Below are 18,861 nucleotides of genomic sequence, written 5' to 3'. Positions count from 1 at the left end.
TCTCGGAGGCCGCTCACCCATCGACCGCGTCCACAACACAATGGGAAAAACAACTAGCGTGGGGTTGCATAGCGGGCACGACCCCGCACCCCGCTCGTCGAACTGACACCCAGGAGAGTAGCCGATGTCCGTACGCACCACGCCGTTTGTTCAGGACGCCACCACGGGGAAGCGGGTGACGCACGGCTGGCTCGCGTACATCCTTGTGTTCGTGGTGGGGATCCTCGCCGTGCAGGCGGGCGTCGGCGCCGTCTTCGCGAGTGTGTGGGCGGTGACTCCGGGAACCCCGGCAGCGCAACTGCAAGAGGCGATCACGTTCGCTGCCGCGCTAGTGTTCATCCTGCTCTGGGTGGTGCTGTTCGAGCGTCGTTCGGTCGCGAGCATGGGCTTTCGCCGACCCGGCCACGGTGTCGTCACGATGCTGCTGGGCATCCTCATAGGCATTGCATTGATCTCGATCCCGACCCTGCTGCTCCTTCTCACTGGCGCGTACAAGGTCGTGGAGGCGCCTGCGGGCGCCAGTGCCGGCGCCGCGGCGGTGCCGCTCCTGCTGCTTCTGCTGGTATTCGTCCTCATCCAGGGAGGGACGGAAGAGGTCCTCACCAGAGGGTTCCTGCTGCAGAATCAAGGGCTTAAGTTGCCCGGTTGGCTGGCCATTCTCCTGCCCGCCGTGATCTTCACGGTCATCCATGGTGTCGCCCTCAAGCCGCTCGCGTTCGCCAGCATCCTGTTCTACGCACTGCTCGCATCCTTCCTCGTGCTCCGTCTCGGTTCGCTCTGGCTGGTGATCGGCCTGCACGCCGGCTGGAACTTCGCCATGGGCAACATCTACGGCATCGCCGTGAGCGGTCTGCCAGCAAGGTCCACGTCGCTGCTTTTCCTTGAGCCGACCGCCGGCGCCCCGGATTGGATCACGGGCGGCGAGTTCGGCACCGAGGGAAGCCTCGCGGCCGACATCACCCTCTTCATCGCCGCGCTGATCGCATTCCTCGTGTTCCGCTCCTGGGACAAGAAGCGCACACACGACACACCGATCGCGGCGCCGACGACACATTCGGCACCGGCCACGGCACCGCAGGGCTGAGCGCGCTGGGGGTGCGCCAAACGCTCCATGCTCGCCACGTCCGAGCTGTGGATCGGAGTGCGATGTCCTACCGACCGATCGGGTCCGCCGCTGTAGGGATCGTGTCGACGATCATCACCGAACTTCCGAACTTCCGAAGTTCGGATGTTCGAACGCAAGATTGTGTGGGCAAGCGGTGGGCACGACCGCTCTCGACACAGATCCGATGTCCGTCCCGATCATTCTCGAGCCGTCCGAGTCTGCCTCGTTCACGGTCAACCCGATCACCCAGAAGAGACGGCCGGTGTCAGAAAACGCCTGACCACAGCCGTGCCCACATCTGAGATGGACTGAGACGAATGCAAAAGGAATGAGCCGGATCGAAACCGCCTGAAGAGGAAGTCGATCCGGCCCAAGATGGCGGTGACGGTGGGATTTGAACCCACGGTAGGGGTGAACCTACACAACATTTCGAGTGTTGCACCTTCGGCCGCTCGGACACGTCACCGCGGAAGAGTTTACGCGACGACGGCGCCTCGCGCGAATCGAGAAACGATCGGGTCAGCTCACCAGGCCGCGGCGGCCTCGCCGTGCGAGCGGAGGATGCTCTCGGCCGTCCCCTCCGGCGCCCGCCCGATCCCGCACTCGGTCGCCGCGCCGAAGGTCGGAACGACGGCGGATGCCGCAGTGATCCGCCGCTGCGCGCACCCTCGATGCCGTCCTCCCGGTGCACGAGGCCGAGATACAGCTCGGCGACCGGTGCCAGCGAAGCGAGCGCCGCGAAGCGGCATCCACGCCGTCGGCGATGAGAAAACGGCGCGCATCCAACCCCGCCTTGAACGGAACCGGCTCGTCGCCCACGCGCTCGATCCCATCGGCCTGGCCGAGCACATCGGGCTGGAACATAATCCAGCGGAACCGCTTGCCGACCTCGCCATCAGGGATGCGCTTAAGGTGCGCGCCGAGAACGGATGCCGCGGCGCGTATCGTGGTCTCGGCATCGTCGTAATCCACACTGCTCACGAAGAGGGCTCTCTACGGTTGAGCCATGCCACCAGGTTATCTCCGGCCCCGCCACCGACCCCGAACACGGATGCTGGTTAGGATGACCTCACGGAGGTAGTCATGAGCTTCATCACGTCGACCGCGCTCGAGGAGACCGGTTTTGTCGTCCTTCCACCGCATCCGGCGCCGATCGATCCGGCCGAGTGGCAGGACCTCGAATACGTCGGCTGGCGCTCCTCCGGCATCACCCGATACGCGCCCCTTGCCAGCTACGCAGGCGACATCGACTGCAACGGATTCTGGAACCACACTCCCCCTCGCACCGACAAGGACGGCGTCTGGATCCCCTCGCAGGTCGAGAAGGCCCCGACCTTGGCTCGCCTCGCTCAGGAGCCCGGTGCGAACGTCGGCCGCTGCCGGGTCGTCGAGTTGCAGCCCAACAGCTACGCCGATGCGATCTACAACCTGCATCAGGACGACAACAACCGCCTCAACGAAGACGGAACCGGCTGGGTCGTGCGCGCGCTCATCAACCTCACCGACGACCCGGACTCATTCCTCATCCTTCGGAGGGACCGGTTCGACCCGGCGACGGAACTGCGTTTCCGACTCGCAGCGGGCACGCACATCATCGTGGACACGCAGCGTTTCTGGCACGCCGCCTGGCACAACGGGTCCTCTCCGCGGTACTCGCTGATCACGTCGCTGACCTCGGGACCGGAACTCGATGCTTACATCGCCGCGAACGGCGGCGAATCTCACGCCGAGAACGTTACCCTCGACCCGGCGTTGGTCGAAGAAGCGCAGCTCGAGCTGCACCGCCGCATCGAAGAGCGCCGCCGCTCCTTCGAGGCGCAGGGCATCGTGATGGAGCCCCCGGTCGAGCTGTACTGACCGTTCAGACCGTGCGCCCGGCCTCTATCCGCACGACCCGTTCGACGGTGCCCGCAGGCGGCGCGACGTGCGAGATCAGCACCACTGATTGCTCGCCCGCAGCCCCCAACAGGTCGCGCAGCAAGGCATCGGATGCTTCGGGATCAACCCCGGCCGTCGGCTCATCGAGCACGAGCACCGGGAAGCCACGCAGCAGGGCACGCGCCAGCGCGATGCGCTGCGCCTGACCGCCCGAGACGAGAGCGCCGCGGTCGCCGACGCGGGCGCCCAGACCCCCGCGCTGGCGCACCCAGTCGCCGAGTCCCACGCGTTCGAGCACGGCGATCAGTTCGTCGTCGGTCGCGGTGTCACGCGCGAACAGCAGATTCTGCCGGATGTCTTCGTCGAAGAGCTGCGGATGCTGCTCGCACAGCCCGATCGTACGCCTGAGGGCAGGACCACTGAGAGCCGCGGCATCCACACCCCCGATCGTGAACTCGCCCTCTGCGCGGAGGAACCCGACCAGCACCGAGGCGAGCGAGCTCTTGCCCGCGCCGCTGGGCCCGGCCACGAGCACGCGCTCCCCCGGCGCAACGTCGAGCGAAACGCCGCGCAGTGCCGGCGCACCTCCGGGCCACGACGCACGAACGTCGCGCAGGTGCAGGGCCGTGCCCGCGGGAGCGTCGTCGCCGCCGGCATCCGATCTCAGTTCGTCGGGAACCGACGCGGGCAGCACGTCGACGACGCGCTGGGCGCTGGCGCTCACGCTCCGCCAGGATGCCGCGGCGATCGGAACTGCACCGAACACCTCGAACACGACCATCGGCACGAGCACGACGACCGCGAGCCACGGACCATCGATCGCCCCGGCCGCGAGCCCGGGGGATGCCGCTGCCACCGCCCACGCCGATGCGACACCGGCGAGCACCGAGACAACACCCGCGGCGAGCGCCTGCGCCAGTGACGCGCGCGTCACGGTGCGCCGGACCGCTGCGTCGGCGCGCTCGATCCGTTCGCGGGCGGCGGGCTCTGCGCCGTAGGCGAGCAGAACGTCGAGGCTGCCGAAGTAGTCGACGAGGGATGCGGAGAGCTCTGCCCGCTCGAGTGAGAGGCGAGCCTCAGCCCTGGCACCGAACACCCAGCCGAGACCGATCGCGATGACCGCGGCTGCGACGAGGCAGGCGGCGAGTGTGAGGGCGGCCGGCGGCGAGATGACCGCGATGAAGATGACCGAGCCGACCGCGATGACACCGGCGACAGCCAGCGGCTGCACGACGCGCAGCGGGAGGTTCTGCAGGTTCTCGACGTCGTCGACGAGTGCGGAAAGCACGCGTCCGCGATCGGTGCGGCCGAGCCCTGCGGGCGAGAGCGGGATGAGCCTTCGCACCATGTCGGCCCGGGTGGTCGCGAGCTGGCGCAGCGCGGCATCGTGCCCGGAGAGCCGCTCGAGGTAGCGGAACACTGCGCGCGAGACCGCGAAGAACCGCACGCCGACGACGGCGATCGACAGCGGCACGAGCGAATCGACGATCGAGGCGCTGACGATCAGCCAGCCACTCACGGCGAGCAGCGAGACAGCAGCGGCGGCGGACAGCACGCCCCAGATGAGGCCGGGGAGGAACCTGCGTGTGGAAGGCTGTGCGAGGCGGAGAACATCGCGCACCCGGGTTGTCTCGTTCACAGCATCACCCCGGCTGCTGCGCCTGCCGAAAGGCGCACGAAGCCATCCGCGATCGCGTGCGCCGAGCGGCGATGCGAGACGAGCAGGATCGTGGCGCCGGCATCCGCTCGCCCACGGAGCGTGCTCCACAGGCGCGATTCGGTGTCGGGGTCCAACGCGCTGGACGGCTCATCGAGAACGAGCACGCGGTGCGGGGCTGCAGCGTGTCGGTAGAGCGCGCGGGCGACGGCGACCCGCTGCGCCTGCCCGCCGGACAGCCCGCTGCCCTGTACGCCGAGCTCTTGCTCCGGGTCGAGGTCGTCGGCGCACGCGGCATCCAGCGCCTGACGGATCGCGGCGGCATCGGGTTCGGCGCCGAGGGAGACGTTCGCGGCGATCGTGCCGCGGATGAGCCCTGGCGACTGCCCCGCCCACGCGAGCCAGTCGAGATCGAGTGCGCGCAGGTCTGTACCGCCGAGAACAGCGGCGCCCTCGGACGGCACCGCTCCGCGGAGGGCTGCGATCAGGCTCGACTTGCCCGAGCCGCTCGGCCCCTCGATCAGAGTGATCGAGCCTGGTTTCGCGGTGAACGAGACCGGTGGGAGGTCGCGGACCCGCAGCCCGTCGACGCACAGCTCCTGAAGAACTGCCGTTTTCGGGCGGCCGGCGGCCGAGAAATCAGGGTTCTGGGAAAAAGTTCCGGAGTTGTGCGCGGCAGCGCTGGATGCCTCGTCCAGCACGGCGAAGACGTCTTCGGTGGCAGCGACCCCTTCGGATGCTGCATGGAACTGCACTCCGACTTGCCGAACGGGCAGGAACGCCTCCGGCGCGAGCAGCAGCACGAACAGTCCGACTTCGAGCGAGAGTTCACCCGCGAGCAGCCGGAATCCCACCGCTACGGCGATGAGTGCAACTGCGAGCGACGACAGCAGCTCCATCGCGAAGCCCGACAGGAACGAGAACCGCAGCACCTTCATGGTCTCGCGGCGGTACTGGTCGGCCGTCACCTCGATCTGCGATGCCGCGCGTCGCTCGCGCCCGAACAGCCGCAGCGTCGCGAGCCCCTGCACGGTGTCGGCGAACCTCGCGGCGAGGTGCTGCAGCGTCTGCCACTGCTTGCGCTGCACGGTGCGGGTGGCGACGCCGATCAGGATCATGAAGATCGGGATGAGCGGCAGCGTGATCACTGCGATCAGCCCGCTCGGCCAGTCCTGCCACCACATCATCGCGACGATCACGGGCGTCGCGATGACGGTCAGCACGAGCTGCGGCAGATACTTCGCGAAGTACTGATCCAGCGCCTCGAGACCGTGCCCTGCGGTGACGGCGAGCGAGGCCTGGTTGCGCTGCGTGAGCCACCCCGGTCCCAGCCGACCGATCGCGCTGATCAGCGCACGACGCAGCTGCGCGCCGGTTGCCGCGGCCGCGCGCATGCCGGCATAGTCGGATGCCGCGATGAGCGCACCGCGCAGCAGCGCGAGCCCCAGCATCCACACGATGGACGACAGCACCGAGCGGCCGGCGATCGCGCCGGTCACGGCATCAGTGAGGAACCAGGCGAATGCGATCACGACCGCAGTCTGGGCAACGCCGATGACCGCGGCGAGGACGAAGAATCCTCGCGCGGCACCGGCGTACTTCAGAAGACGCGGGTCGACGGGCTTCACGCGTGAACCGGAGCTCCTTCGATCGAGGCGCGGGTGACTCGCTTGCGGAAGATCCAGTACGTCCACCCCTGGTACAGCAGAACGAGCGGCATGGCGACCAGCGCCGTCCATGTCATGATCTGCAGCGTGTACTCGGTGCTCGAGGCGTTCTGGATCGTGAGGCTGAAGGCCGGATCGATCGTCGAGGGCAGCACGTTCGGGAAGAGCGCCGCGAACAGCGTCACCACCGCGAACAGCGTCGTCAGAGCGCCGAAGGTGAATGCCCAACCCTCGCGGCCTCGCAGGTTCGCCAGGATCGACAGCACGAGCGATACGGCGGCGAGCGCCGCGAGCGCGAGCACGAGGATCGAGAAGTGCGCCGCGACCGTCCACACCAGGAAGGCAGCCGCAACCACAAGGGTCACGAGCCCCGCGCGGAATGCCAGCTTGCGGGCATCCGAGCGCAGCTGTCCGTCGGTCTTGAGCGCGACGAAGGTCACCCCGTGCGTGAAGAACAGCAGCAGGGTCGTGAACCCGCCAAGCAGCCCGTACGGGTTCAGCAGATCGAACACGGTGCCGATGTAGACATGCCGCTCATCGAGCGCGACGCCCTGGATGATGTTCGCGAAGGCGACGCCCCACAGGAACGCGGGAACAGCCGAGCCGATCACGATCATCCGGTCAAAGCCCGCCTTCCACTGCGGCGAGCGCCCCTGGTGCCGGTACTCGAACGAGACACCGCGCATGATGAGGGTCAAGAGAATCAGCAGCAGAGCGAGGTAGAAGCCGCTGAACAGCGAGGCGTACCACTCCGGGAACGAGGCGAACAGGCAGGCACCGGCGACGATCAGCCAGGTCTCGTTGAGATCCCAGACCGGCCCGATCGTGTTGATGATCTGCCGGCGCGAGACGTCGTCCTTGCCGAGGAACGGCAGGGACATCCCCACGCCGAAGTCGAAGCCGTCGAGCACGAAGTAGCCGACGAAGAAGAAGGCGATGATGCCGAACCACAGGGTAGCCAGATCCATGTCACACCTCTCAGTACACGACCGACGGCAGCTGGGCCGTCTCGTCTTCGGGTTGCTCGTCTGTGTCAGGCCCCTTCTGCGCGGCCTTCACGATGAGCCGAACTTCGACGACGGCGAGAGCAGCGTAGATCACGGTGAAGGCGACCAGCGAGATAAGCACTTCGAGCCCGCTGGTGCCCGGCGAGACGCCATCGCGGGTCGACATGAGTCCGAACACGAGCCAGGGCTGACGCCCCATCTCGGTGAACACCCATCCGACGATGTTCGCGAGCAGTGCGAGCGGGAACGACCAGATGGCGATCTTCCACATCCACTTCGCGACCGGCTTCTTCGCCCCCTTGCGGGTGACCCAGAGCCCCACCAGTGCGATGAAGGCGTGCAGCATGCCGAGGCCGATCATCCAGCGGAACGCCCAGTAGGTGATCCACAGCACAGGGGCGAAGTTGTCGATGCCGAGATCGGCGTACGTCGTGGCATACTCGGCGTTCAGATCATTGATGCCGTGCACGCAGGCATCGAGCGTGTGGGTCGAGAGCAGCGAGAGCAGGTACGGCACGCGGATCGAGAACAGCTCGGAGGACCCGTCCGGGGTTCCGAGCGTGAACAGGCTGAATGAGGCATCCGCACCGCAGACGGTATTGAACGTCGCCTCGGCCGCTGCCATCTTCATCGGTTGCGCCACGTACATCGCGAGCCCGAGCTGGTCGCCCGAGAGTGCGACGCCGACGGTCGAGACGAGCATGCCCCAGAGGCCGAACTTCAGCGAGACGCGCATCGTGTCGACGTGCTGTCCGCGGTAGAGGTGCCAGGCCGACACCGAGATGATGACACCGGCGGCGAACATGAAGGCGCCGAAGATCGTGTGCGGGAAGGCCGCCACAGCGACGGGGTTGGTCAGCAGCGCCCAGAAGTCGACGAGCTCTGCACGGTTGGTGACCGGGTTGTATTCGTAGCCGACCGGGTTCTGCATGAACGCGTTGGCGGCGATGATGAAGTAGGCAGAGAGGATGCTGCCGATCGCGACGAACCAGATGCTCATCAGGTGCAGCTTTCGCGGCAGCTTGTCCCAGCCGAAGATCCAGACGCCGATGAAGGTCGCCTCGAAGAAGAAGGCGAGCAGGCCCTCGAAGGCGAGCGGTGCGCCGAAGACGTCACCGACGAAGCGCGAGTAGTCCGACCAGTTCATGCCGAACTGGAACTCCTGCACGATTCCGGTCACCACGCCCATGGCGAAGTTGATGAGGAAGATCTTCCCGAAGAACCGGGTCAGGTGCAGGTAGTGGATCTTCCCCGTGCGCACCCACGCGGTCTGGAAGAGCGCCGCAGACAACGCCATCCCGATCGTGAGCGGAACGAACAGGTAGTGGTACACGGTCGTCAGACCGAACTGCCATCTGGCAAGCGCCAGCGGATCGAGCCACTCCATCAAGAGGACTCCCTTTCTCGAACGACGTCAGACAGTGACATCCGTGAGCCGAAGCTGCACGGTGCACTCTGCAGGCATCACGGGTTCATGCACGAAGTCGGCGGCGAGCGGGCCACCGGCCTCGGTCAACACCCCCTGCATGAGACCCAGATGTACCCGGCACAGCACCGGGCGATCCTCGGGCCGTGCCGCGGCGTGCGGGCACGGGGTGAGGTCCACTGTGAGCTGGGCGTCATCGATGACGGGCTCGAAACCGCTTTCTTCAAGATGTTCGATCAGCGCGTCGAGCTGATACGTGGCTCGAGGCCCGAAGTCGGATGCCGTCGCGGGCATTGCCCGCCGCATCAGATCGCCTCGGCGGGCAGCCGCGCTGACCTTGTCACGGGCGACCGAGCTGGAGGCGTCTGCCGTTCCCGTGGCAGCGCTGTACAGCGTGCGCGGGCGCCCGCGAGTGGCACGATGCTCGATCGACGGAATGATGTAGCCGCCCTCGATCAGACGCTGCAGGTGCTCGCGGATCGTGTTCTGGTGCAGCCCGGTCGCCTCGCACAGCTCGCTGATCGACCGCGGGGATCGCGACTGGACGAGATGCAGAATCTGCACTCGTGAGAACGTCGAGATGGGGCCGCATGCGGGGCGAGCTGAAGCCATACTTCAAGTATGGCGAGTTCCTGATCAGCCCCGGATTATTCGGCCGTGAATAATCAGCTTTCGCGATAGAGATGTCGGATGCCGACGATAGCCTGGTCACATGTCCCCCGTCGTGCGTCTGGCTCGCATCTCTGAAACTGCTCTCTCACTTGACGAGCACGTCGCCGCGGTCGACAGCACGAAGGCGGGCGCCGTCACGACATTCGTTGGTCGTGTGCGCGACCACGATCCGGATGCCGCGGACGCCGTGGTCGCGCTGGAATACTCCTCCCATCCGGATGCCGAGTCCGCACTGCGCCGGATCGCCGAGGCCGCCGCCGGTGGAACCGAGGCCGTCGTGGCGGTCAGCCACCGCGTCGGCCGGCTCGAGGTGGGCGATGTCGCTGTCGTCATCGCCGTAGCGTCTCCGCACCGCGATCAGGCGTTCACGGTCTGCCGTGAGGTGATCGAAGCGATCAAGCGCGAGCTGCCGGTGTGGAAGCGTCAGGTCGAGGCCGATGGCACCACCGAGTGGAAGGGCCTCGGCGGTTAGTCCTGTTGCCTCGCGCTCCACGCGCCGGCCATCTCGACGACCTCTCCGACTGCCGCACGGACCTGATCCGGTGAGCCACCGGCCCGCCCGGCGACGAGCCCGGCAGCGAATGCGCTGAATGGCGCTGCCGGTCTTGCCACCCCGTTGGCAACGTCGCGCGCGAGGTCGAGGATCAGTGCGATCGGCAGGTCTTCCTCGCCGAGGCCGAAGCGCTCGCGCAGTGCCTGCGCCCACTCGTCGAGAGCTTCGGGTGGCAGGGTGCGAGATGAATCGCTCACGGTTTCTCCTCAAGTTCGGCGCGGATGCGCGCGAGGTCTGCCGGTGTATCGATGTCGGCGGTGACTCCATCTTCGTCGGGGATCCACGAGATCGCCAGGTCGCCGAGCAGTGCACGGCATGAGGCTCCGGCATATTCACCCGTGAAGGCGGCGAGCGCGGCGCGCAACGCGATGGTGCGATAGATGCCGGCCAGCCATTGCGGATGCCCGTCGGCGGTGAACGCGTGTGCATCGACCTCGGATGCTGACGCAGCCGCCGCAACCAGCCGAGCGACGAGCGACTCCACCCGAGGCAGATCACCGGCGAGCAGCAGCGTCCATTCCGGTTCGGGAGGAGCGCCGTCGGGGAGAGCACCATTCCCGGCGAGCGCCGCGGCGATCCCCGCGACGGGACCTGCGAACGGAGGATCCTCGCGCACCCATCGCACCGGCATCGCGGCATCCAGCACCGGCCCCACGGCCGTGATGGCCTCGCACCCCGCATCCGTCAGCGCGTCCATGGACCGCGCGAACAGCGTGCTTCCGCCGACCTCGAGAAGCGGTTTGATGCCGCCACCCATGCGGCGCGACCGGCCGCCGACGAGCAGGATCGCCCCGATTCCCGAGACACGTGACGCAGTCACCGCAGCATGACCTCGACGAGGTCGCCCCGGGCGACCTGCGCGACATCGGCGGGCACGACCGCGTAGGCCTCGGCGACCCCGAGTCCTGCGCTGAGATGCGAGCCGGATCCGCCGCTGGTCGCCGGGCGCACGCCCGGGTGCATCGGGTCGCTCCGATCGATCACAACCGGTAGGTACTGACGCCTGCCCGGCGGTGTGCGCCAGTCGGTTGCGGCGGGCAGGTGCAGCACCTGCCGATGGATGCTCCCCCGCCCCTGCATCTTCAGCAGCGCAGGTCGCACGAACACCTCGAACGAGACCGCGGCGCTCACCGGATTGCCGGGGAGTCCGAACAGCAGCATTCCGTCCGGCGTCGCTCCGAACCCCTGCGGCTTGCCGGGCTGCATCGCCACCTTGCTGAACTCCATGGCGCCGGCGAGGCTCTGCCGCACGATCTCGTAGGCGCCGGCGCTGACGCCGCCGGTGAAGATGACCGCATCCGCCTCCCAGCGCACAGCCTCGGCGACGACCTGCGCGGGGCCATCGCCCGAGTCATCGATCACCCGTCGCAGCACGACCTCGGCGCCCGCCTCTTCGACCAGGCCCGCGAGGAGGATGCCGTTCGATTCGGGGATCTGCCCGCGCGAGAGCGCGCCGGAACCCACGACGAGCTCCGAGCCCGTCGAGACGACCACGACTCTGGGGCGAGGCGCGACCGCCACCTGCGAGACCCCGGTGGAGGCCAGCGCCGCCAGCTGCCATGCCTCCAGAAGCGTGCCGGCGGGCAGGACGACGTCGCCCTCGGCAACGTCTTCCGCCGCGCGACGGATGTGCGCGCCGAGCGCCCTCGGTGCGCGTGTGACGACTGTCTCGGCAAGAGAGTCGGCGAGCCCTCCGACCGTGTCCTCGAAGGGCACGATCGCGTCCGCCGCGGTCGGCACCGGTGACCCGGTCATGATGCGCGCGGCCTCCCCCTGCGACAGCTGCGGATCGATTCCGCTGCCTGCGGGAATGTCAGCGACCACGCGCAGCGTGACCGGGTTCGTCTCGCGCGCCTCGGCCACATCGGCGTACCGCACGGCGAACCCGTCCATCGCGGAGTTGTCGAACACCGGTACGGCACTGCGCGCTCGAGCATCCGCCCCGAGCGTGAGTCCGCGCGCGTCGTCGATCGAGACCGTGACCGGCGACAGCCGCCGGGTCACCGCCAGGATCTTCTCAAGGTGCTCCTCGACCGTCCGCAGCGCCGCTGTCACGGTCGCCGCAGACGCGTGGGGTCCGGCGCCTCCACGGGGTCCCAACCGCGCTTCGGCTCGCGCGAACCGCGGTGGTCATCACGCGAGCGGTAGACGATGTAGGGCCGGAAGAGATACCCGACCGGCGCCGAGAACACGTGCACGAGACGAGTGAACGGCCACAGTGCGAACAGCACGCATGCCGTGATGATGTGCAGCTGGAACAGCAACGGCACCTCGAGCATGAGTTCTGGACGCGGGCGGAAGATCATCATCTCGCGGATCCATGGCGAGACCGTCTCGCGGTAGTGGAACCCGGGTCCGAACACCTGGTGGACCACCGTGGCCGCGGTGCCGAAGAGCAGCGTGGCGCCGAGAAAGACGAACATGATCTTGTCCATCACCGTAGTCGCCAGGAACACTGCGGGCACGGTACGACGGCGGAAGATGAGGATTGCAAGACCGGCGAGCGTCAGCACTGCGGCGAAAGTGCCGAGCACCGTCGCACCGATGTGGTAGATCTCTTCGTTGATGCCGATGAAGTACAGCCACTCCCGCGGAATCAGGAGCCCCACGATGTGACCGGCGATGACCATGAGGATGCCGAGGTGGAACATCGGCGATCCCCACCGCAGCAGGCGGTTCTCATAGGTCTGCGACGACCTCGTCGTCCAGCCGAACTTGTCGTAGCGGTAGCGCCAGATGTGGCCCACGATGAACACCGCAGCACAGAGGTACGGCAGCACCACCCAGAGCAGAATCTCCACGATGGTCATGACTGCTCCCCCGTTCGGAAGGTGGGCATGGGAAGGCTGAGACCGACGGTCTCGGTCGGTGGTCCCTCATTGACGAGCGCGAGCACGCGGTCGCGGGTGGCCTGGTCGACCTTGGGCAGCGACAGCGTGATCGCTCGCACGATGTCCGACCACGGGCTGTCCATGTCTTCCAGCGCTGCGCGCAGCACTTCGATGCCCTCTCGGTGTGCGGCCAGCAGCGCGTCGGCGACTTCTGACTGCGAACGGGCCGAGAACTCGAGCACTGCCGGCAGGTAGTCCGGGAGTTCTGCCGCATCGAACTCCCACCCCGCCGCGCGGTACGCGTCGAGGAAGGTCACAAGGGCCGTGCCGCGGCGACGAGTGTCACCGGTCGCGTAGTAGCTGAGGTACAGCGAGCACTTGCGCTTGAGGTCGAAGGTCGTGACATAGGTCTTCTGCCACTGGGATGCTCCGGCCTCGCGCGCCCGGTGGATGAAGCGCTCCAGTGGCTCCGCGATGGGGCGAGGCAGAGACACCGCGTTCGCCTCGAAGACGTCCAGGCGCTCGTACCACGCAGCATCCGGGTAGTCGATCAGGAGGGATGCCAGCATGTGCACCGTGCTGCGCTGCGCGGAATCCAGGGCGACCGGCGCCAGCGCATCCGGCAGCTTTCTGCGCGGCGTGACGCGCGGGGGCAGGACCGTGCTCATGAGCTCTCCTCGTCGTACGAGCGCTGCTCAGAGACATCCGACGGCGGGAAGAGCCCCGTCGGGCGTCCGTTGCCATCCCAGTTCAGCAGGTTCACGCGCCCGGATGTCGAGGGCTGGTCGGCCGTCTGGCGATCCGCGAGCATGTTGAAGTTCTCCACGGCCACCGGCACCGACTGACCGCTGGCGGCACCGAAGGGCCCACCTGCGCCGCCCATGCCAGGGCCTCCCTCGAAGTCCAGCGAGCACGCCATCTCTTCGAGATCATGCGCCTGCTCGTAGTGCGCCGGTGGGATCACATAGCGCTCCTCGTACTTCGCGATCGCGAGCAGCCGGTACATCTCTTCGATCTCGCGGCCGGTCATGCCGACCGCCTCGGCGATGCTCTCGTCGCGGTGATCGTCGATGCTCACCCCGCGCATGTACGAGCGCATCGCGGCAAGCTTGCGCAAAGAGGAATCCACCGGAGCGATGTCGCCTGCGGTGAACAGCTCAGCGAGGTACCCGATCGGGATGCGCAGCTTGTCGATCGCCGCGAACAGGGTCCGCGCATCTTCACCATCGCTGCCGGAATTGCTGATGACGTCGACGACGGGCGAGAGCGGAGGGATGTACCAGACCATCGGCATGGTGCGGTATTCCGGGTGCAGCGGCAGCGCGACCTTGTAGTCGTGGATCAGGCGCCAGACCGGGCTGCGCTGGGCTGCTTCGATCCAGTCCTCTGGGATGCCGCCCTCCCTGGCCGCTTCGATGACTGCGGGGTCGTGCGGGTCGAGCAGCACCGAGCGCTGCGCGTCGAGCAGCTCGTGCTCGTCCTCAACCGCTGCAGCCTCGGCGACGCGGTCCGCATCGTAGAGCACGAGACCGAGGTAGCGCAGGCGTCCGACGCACGTCTCGGAGCACACGGTGGGAAGCCCCACCTCGATGCGCGGATAGCACATCGTGCACTTCTCGGCCTTACCGGTCTTGTGATTGAAGTACACCTTCTTGTAGGGACATCCGGACACGCACATGCGCCATCCGCGGCAGGCGTCCTGGTCGACGAGGACGATGCCGTCCTCCGCGCGCTTGTACATCGCCCCCGACGGGCAGGATGCGACGCACGAGGGGTTCAGGCAGTGCTCGCAGATGCGCGGCAGGTAGAACATGAAGGCCTGCTCGAACTCGGCTTTGACCTCTTCGCTCATCTTCTGCAGGATCGGGTCCTGCTGCATCGTCTCGATCGAGCCGCCGAGGTCGTCGTCCCAGTTCGCCGACCACGACACCTTCATGTCTTTGCCGGTGATGAGGCTCTTCGGGCGGGCCACGGGAGTGTGGTCGCCGCTCGGAGCGTTCACGAGCATGTCGTAGTCATAGGTCCACGGCTCGTAGTAGTCATCGATCTCAGGCAGCTTCGGGTTCGAGAAGATGCGCGCGAGCTTCGCGAGGCGACCGCCGCTGCGCAGCTTCAGCCGTCCGCGCTTGTTGCGCACCCAGCCGCCGCCCCACTTCTCCTGGTCTTCATACCCGCGCGGGTAACCGACTCCCGGCCGGGTCTCGACGTTGTTGAACCACACGTATTCGACACCGGTGCGGTTTGTCCAGGCCTGCTTGCACGTGACCGAGCAGGTGTGGCATCCGATGCACTTGTCGAGGTTCATCACCATCGACATCTGAGCCATGACCTTCATCGGTACTGCACCTCCTGGTTGCGGCGACGAATCGTGGTGACCTCGTCGCGCTGGTTCCCGGTGGGCCCGAGATAGTTGAACGCCCAGGCGAGCTGCGCATAGCCGCCGATGAGGTGACTGGGCTTGAGCAGGATGCGGGTGAGCGAGTTGTGGATGCCGCCGCGCAGACCGCTGGTCTCGGAGATCGGTACATCCACGGTGCGGTCCTTCGCGTGGTACATGTACACCGTGCCCGCAGGCATCCGGTGCGACACGTTCGCGCGAGCGACGACGACGCCGTTGCGGTTGTACGACTCGATCCAGTCGTTGTCGCGCACACCGATCTTCTCGGCATCCAGCGGACTCATCCAGATCGTGGGGCCGCCGCGTGAGAGCGAGAGCATGAACAGGTTGTCCTGGTACTCGGAGTGGATCGACCACTTCGAGTGCGGAGTCAGGTAGCGCACGTTGACCTCAGCGGCCGAGTTGGTGCCGGGCACCACATCGCCGAACAGCCGGTGCATGTCCAGCGGCGGTCGGTAGATCGGCAGCGTCTCGCCGAGCTCATCCATCCAGTCATGGTCGAGATAGAAGTGCTGGCGGCCCGTGAGGGTATGCCAGGGTTTGAGCTGCTCGACATTGATCGCGAAGGCCGTGTACCGACGCCCGCCGTGCTCGGAACCCGACCATTCCGGCGAGGTGATGACGCTGCGCGGTTGCACCGAGACGTCTTGGAACGACAGGTGCATGCCCTCGTGCTCTTCGGCGAGGAACGCCATCTTCTGCCCGGTGTGCTTCTCGAGCGACTTGAACCCCGCCACCGCGAGGCGGCCGTTGCTCGTGCCCGAGAAGGCGAGGATCATCTCGCATGCGCGCTGATCGGTGTCCAGCCGCACCGAACCCGCATAGGGTCCTGCGGCGACCGTGCCATTGAGGCGACCGAGCAGATCGATCTCGGGTTCGGGGTGGTAGGTGATGCCCTTGGTGGTCATCCCGAGCTTCGCGGTCAGCGGTCCGAGCGAGCGCCACTTCTCGGCGAGATTCGGATAGTCGCGCTCGACGACGGCGAGCTTCGGCATCGTCACTCCTGGCACGCGCGGCAGATCCTGCACGCGTCCGTGCGGGGTCGCCATGACATCGGGCGTGTCGTGCTGGAGGGGGGTTGCGACCAGATCGCGACGGACGCCGAGGTGCGTGCGCGCCATCTCGCTGAACTTCTCCGCGAGGATGCGGAACGTCTCGAAGTCGGTCTTCGTCTGCCACGGCGGCGTGATCGCCGGGTTGAAGGCGTGGATGAACGGATGCATATCCGTCGACGACAGGTCGTACTTCTCGTACCAGGTCGCCGCCGGCAGCACGATGTCGCTGAAGAGCGTCGTGCTCGTCATGCGGAAGTCCGCCGTCATCAGCAGGTCGAGCTTGCCCTCTGGCGCCTTCTCGTGCCAGGTCATCGTGGACGGACGCGAGCCCTCTGGCGCCTCTGAGGCACGCACCGCGGCATCCGTTCCGAGCAGGTGCTTGAGGAAGTACTCGTTGCCCTTGCCCGATGAGCCCAGCACGTTGGCACGCCAGATGTTCATGACCCGCGGGAAGTTCGCAGGATGATCCGGATCCTCCACCGCGAAACGCAGCGAGCCGTCATCGAGGCTGTCGACCACGTGCTGCGCCGGGTCCTTGCCGAGTGCATCGGCCTCTTCGACGAGGGTGAGCGGGTTGCGGTCGAAGGTCGGGTAGCTCGGCATCCAGCCGCGCTGCACGGATTCGACCAGGCAGTCGGCGGTGGTGCGTCCCTGGAAGGTGCCTTTGCCCAGCGGCGAGGCCAGCTGGTCGGCGGGCAGCCCGTCGTAGCGCCACTGGTCGGTGGCGAGGTAGAAGAACGCGGTGCCGATCGTGTAGCGCGGCGGGCGCACCCAGTCGGACGCTCCGGCGTACTGCTGGTATCCGGTGATCGGGCGGACCTTCTCCTGACCCACGTAGTGCGCCCATCCGCCGCCGTTCACGCCCTGGCATCCGGTCATGGTCGTCAGCGCGAGGAAGGTGCGGTAGATCGTGTCGGAGTGGAACCAGTGGTTGGTTCCCGCTCCCATCAGGATCATCGATCGCCCGCCGCTTCTCTCGGCGTTGTCGGCGAACTCACGCGCGATGCGCTCGGCCTGCGGCGCAGGCACCGAAGTATGCTCCTCCTGCCAGGCGGGCGTTCCGGGGCTCGACGCGTCGTCATAGCCGGTCGGCCATTGCCCGGGAAGCCCATCACGCCCCACCCCGTACTGCGCGAGCATGAGGTCGAACACGGTGGTGACGGTCTTGCCGGCGATCGTGCGCACCGGCACGCCGCGGGTGATGCTGCCCGAGCCGCCGGCGTGCTCCTGGCCGGGCTCGGGATCCAGGTCGAATCGCGGCAGGCGCACTTCTGCGGCTTCGCCGTTCCAGCGGGAAAGGTCTGCGACCGACAGTGGTGGGACGACCCCCTGCAGGTCGAGGTTCCAGCGTCCCTCGTCTTCTGGCGAGAAGCGGTGCCCGAGCGAGCCGTTGGGAACGACCGGGTTGCCGTTCTCGTCCATGAGAACCGGCTTGAAATCAGCCCTGGACTGGGTGGCGTCTGCACCATCGAGGTCGGATGCGGTGACGAACTTGCCAGGAACCAGCCCGTCGCCGCGCTGCTCGAGCTCAACGAGGAAGGGGCTGTCGGTGTACTGGCGCATGTACGACTCGAAGCGCTCCGTGCGCTTTTCGACGTAGTGCTCACGGAGGATGACGTGGCCCATCGCGAGCGCGAGTGCGGCATCGGTACCGGGGTGCGGGGCGACCCACTCGTCGGCGAACTTCGTGTTGTCGGTGTAGTCGGGCGAGACGGTGATGACCTTCTGGCCGCGATAGCGCGCTTCCGTCATGAAGTGCGCGTCCGGGGTGCGCGTGACCGGCACGTTCGAACCCCACATGATCAGGTAGCCGGCGTTCCACCAGTCCGCGGACTCGGGCACATCGGTCTGATCGCCGAACACCTGGGGACTTGCGACGGGCAGGTCAGCGTACCAGTCGTAGAACGACAGCATCGTGCCGCCGATGAGGTTCATGAAACGCGAACCGGCGCCGTGCGAGACCATCGACATCGCAGGGATCGGCGAGAAGCCTGCGATCCGGTCGGGGCCGTACTGCTTCACCGTGTAGACGTGGGCCGCCGCGGCGATCTCCATGACCTCGTCCCACGTGGTGCGCACGAGCCCGCCCTTGCCGCGGACCCGCTTGTACGAGGTCGACTTCTCGGGATCCTCGACGATCGATGCCCAGGCATCGACGGGGTCAGGATGCTGCGCCTTCGCAGAGCGGTACAGCTGCGCGAGCGTGTCGCGGATGTACGGGTAGCGCACCCGGGTCGGCGAGTACGTGTACCAGCTGAAGGCGGCACCTCGAGGGCAGCCGCGCGGCTCGTACTCCGGCGAGTCAGGACCCACCGAGGGGTAGTCGGTCTGCTGTGACTCCCACGTGATGATGCCGTCCTTGACGTACACCTTCCACGAGCACGATCCCGTGCAGTTCACACCGTGCGTGGAGCGCACGACCTTGTCGTGCGACCAGCGGTCACGATAGAACGAATCACCCGCACGCCCGCCCTGCAGGAAGACCGCCCGCAGATCCTCGGACGTCTCACCCGGGCGAAGGAAGCGCCCCATGTTCACCAGTGCGTCTGCGAGCGGCCCATCTGTTGCGGGTGTGCTCTGTGAGCGGGTGCTGAGGCTCATTGTTGCTCCCT

Annotated in this window: 16 protein-coding genes and 1 tRNA gene; 3 read left to right on the top strand and 14 right to left on the bottom strand. The window is 66.9% G+C overall.

Annotated elements, in window-relative coordinates; translation table 11 throughout:
* Nucleotides 1-124 precede the first annotated feature (124 nt).
* Nucleotides 125-1,084, top strand: coding sequence for a CPBP family glutamic-type intramembrane protease (locus tag ACTU6V_RS04075; protein ID WP_443468716.1), 960 nt, complete (start codon nt 125-127; stop codon nt 1,082-1,084).
* Between the two features lie 397 nt (nt 1,085-1,481).
* Here the strand turns inward: ACTU6V_RS04075 and ACTU6V_RS04070 are convergent.
* Nucleotides 1,482-1,571, bottom strand: a tRNA-Ser gene (locus ACTU6V_RS04070).
* Nucleotides 1,572-1,624: 53 nt separating this feature from the next.
* A complete protein-coding gene (locus ACTU6V_RS04065; protein WP_443474983.1) occupies nt 1,625-2,086 on the bottom strand; it encodes a hypothetical protein in 462 nt (153 codons plus the stop codon).
* Between the two features lie 102 nt (nt 2,087-2,188).
* On the opposite strand from ACTU6V_RS04065, the gene ACTU6V_RS04060 reads away from it, so the two are divergent.
* A complete protein-coding gene (locus ACTU6V_RS04060) occupies nt 2,189-2,962 on the top strand; it encodes a hypothetical protein (protein ID WP_443474982.1) in 774 nt (257 codons plus the stop codon).
* A gap of 4 nt (nt 2,963-2,966) precedes the next feature.
* Here the strand turns inward: ACTU6V_RS04060 and cydC are convergent, their stop codons facing one another.
* Genes cydC through ACTU6V_RS04035 form a run of 5 tightly spaced genes read right to left on the bottom strand, consistent with a single transcriptional unit; the run spans nt 2,967 to nt 9,352 of the window.
* Nucleotides 2,967-4,622, bottom strand: a complete 1,656-nt coding sequence (gene cydC / locus ACTU6V_RS04055; RefSeq protein ID WP_443474981.1) for a thiol reductant ABC exporter subunit CydC — start codon at nt 4,620-4,622, stop codon at nt 2,967-2,969.
* Nucleotides 4,619-6,268 carry a thiol reductant ABC exporter subunit CydD gene (gene cydD, locus ACTU6V_RS04050; RefSeq protein WP_443474980.1) on the bottom strand — a complete coding sequence of 550 codons (1,650 nt, stop codon included), beginning with the start codon at nt 6,266-6,268 and terminating at the stop codon, nt 4,619-4,621. Before cydD ends, cydC begins: the two co-directional genes overlap by 4 nt.
* Entirely contained in the window at nt 6,265-7,275 is a 1,011-nt protein-coding gene (gene cydB / locus ACTU6V_RS04045) for a cytochrome d ubiquinol oxidase subunit II (RefSeq protein WP_443468712.1), read from the bottom strand. The genes cydD and cydB overlap by 4 nt, the downstream gene beginning before the upstream one ends.
* 10 nt (nt 7,276-7,285) lie before the next feature.
* Complete coding sequence (locus tag ACTU6V_RS04040; RefSeq protein WP_443468862.1) at nt 7,286-8,701, bottom strand: cytochrome ubiquinol oxidase subunit I; 1,416 nt, start codon at nt 8,699-8,701, stop codon at nt 7,286-7,288.
* A 27-nt stretch (nt 8,702-8,728) separates the two neighbouring features.
* Complete coding sequence (locus tag ACTU6V_RS04035) at nt 8,729-9,352, bottom strand: helix-turn-helix transcriptional regulator (protein ID WP_443468711.1); 624 nt, start codon at nt 9,350-9,352, stop codon at nt 8,729-8,731.
* Between the two features lie 100 nt (nt 9,353-9,452).
* Between ACTU6V_RS04035 and ACTU6V_RS04030 the strand changes: the two genes are divergently transcribed.
* A complete protein-coding gene (locus ACTU6V_RS04030) occupies nt 9,453-9,884 on the top strand; it encodes a molybdenum cofactor biosynthesis protein MoaE (RefSeq protein ID WP_443468710.1) in 432 nt (143 codons plus the stop codon).
* On the opposite strand, the gene ACTU6V_RS04025 is transcribed toward ACTU6V_RS04030, so the two are convergent.
* The 7 genes from ACTU6V_RS04025 to ACTU6V_RS03995 are packed head-to-tail and all read right to left on the bottom strand — an operon-like array spanning nt 9,881 to nt 18,850.
* A complete protein-coding gene (locus ACTU6V_RS04025; protein ID WP_443468709.1) occupies nt 9,881-10,162 on the bottom strand; it encodes a DUF6457 domain-containing protein in 282 nt (93 codons plus the stop codon). The two genes, ACTU6V_RS04030 and ACTU6V_RS04025, sit on opposite strands and share 4 nt — an antisense overlap.
* A complete protein-coding gene (gene mobA / locus ACTU6V_RS04020) occupies nt 10,159-10,785 on the bottom strand; it encodes a molybdenum cofactor guanylyltransferase (protein ID WP_443468708.1) in 627 nt (208 codons plus the stop codon). The genes ACTU6V_RS04025 and mobA overlap by 4 nt, the downstream gene beginning before the upstream one ends.
* Nucleotides 10,782-12,020 (bottom strand): molybdopterin molybdotransferase MoeA, encoded by a 1,239-nt coding sequence (locus ACTU6V_RS04015; RefSeq protein ID WP_443474979.1) that lies wholly within the window; start codon nt 12,018-12,020, stop codon nt 10,782-10,784. The genes mobA and ACTU6V_RS04015 overlap by 4 nt, the downstream gene beginning before the upstream one ends.
* On the bottom strand, nt 12,017-12,775 hold the full coding sequence (gene narI / locus ACTU6V_RS04010; protein WP_443468706.1) for a respiratory nitrate reductase subunit gamma: 759 nt from the start codon (nt 12,773-12,775) through the stop codon (nt 12,017-12,019). Before narI ends, ACTU6V_RS04015 begins: the two co-directional genes overlap by 4 nt.
* Nucleotides 12,772-13,464, bottom strand: a complete 693-nt coding sequence (narJ, locus tag ACTU6V_RS04005) for a nitrate reductase molybdenum cofactor assembly chaperone (protein ID WP_443468705.1) — start codon at nt 13,462-13,464, stop codon at nt 12,772-12,774. The genes narI and narJ overlap by 4 nt, the downstream gene beginning before the upstream one ends.
* Nucleotides 13,461-15,131 carry a nitrate reductase subunit beta gene (narH, locus tag ACTU6V_RS04000; RefSeq protein WP_443468704.1) on the bottom strand — a complete coding sequence of 557 codons (1,671 nt, stop codon included), beginning with the start codon at nt 15,129-15,131 and terminating at the stop codon, nt 13,461-13,463. The genes narJ and narH overlap by 4 nt, the downstream gene beginning before the upstream one ends.
* Complete coding sequence (locus tag ACTU6V_RS03995) at nt 15,128-18,850, bottom strand: nitrate reductase subunit alpha (RefSeq protein ID WP_443468703.1); 3,723 nt, start codon at nt 18,848-18,850, stop codon at nt 15,128-15,130. The genes narH and ACTU6V_RS03995 overlap by 4 nt, the downstream gene beginning before the upstream one ends.
* Nucleotides 18,851-18,861 lie beyond the last annotated feature (11 nt).

Source organism: Microbacterium zouquanmingi, from assembly GCF_052266675.1.
GTDB lineage: Bacteria > Actinomycetota > Actinomycetes > Actinomycetales > Microbacteriaceae > Microbacterium.
The sequence above is the reverse complement of the archived record's forward strand: the minus strand, read 5'-3'. Positions and strand labels throughout refer to the sequence as shown.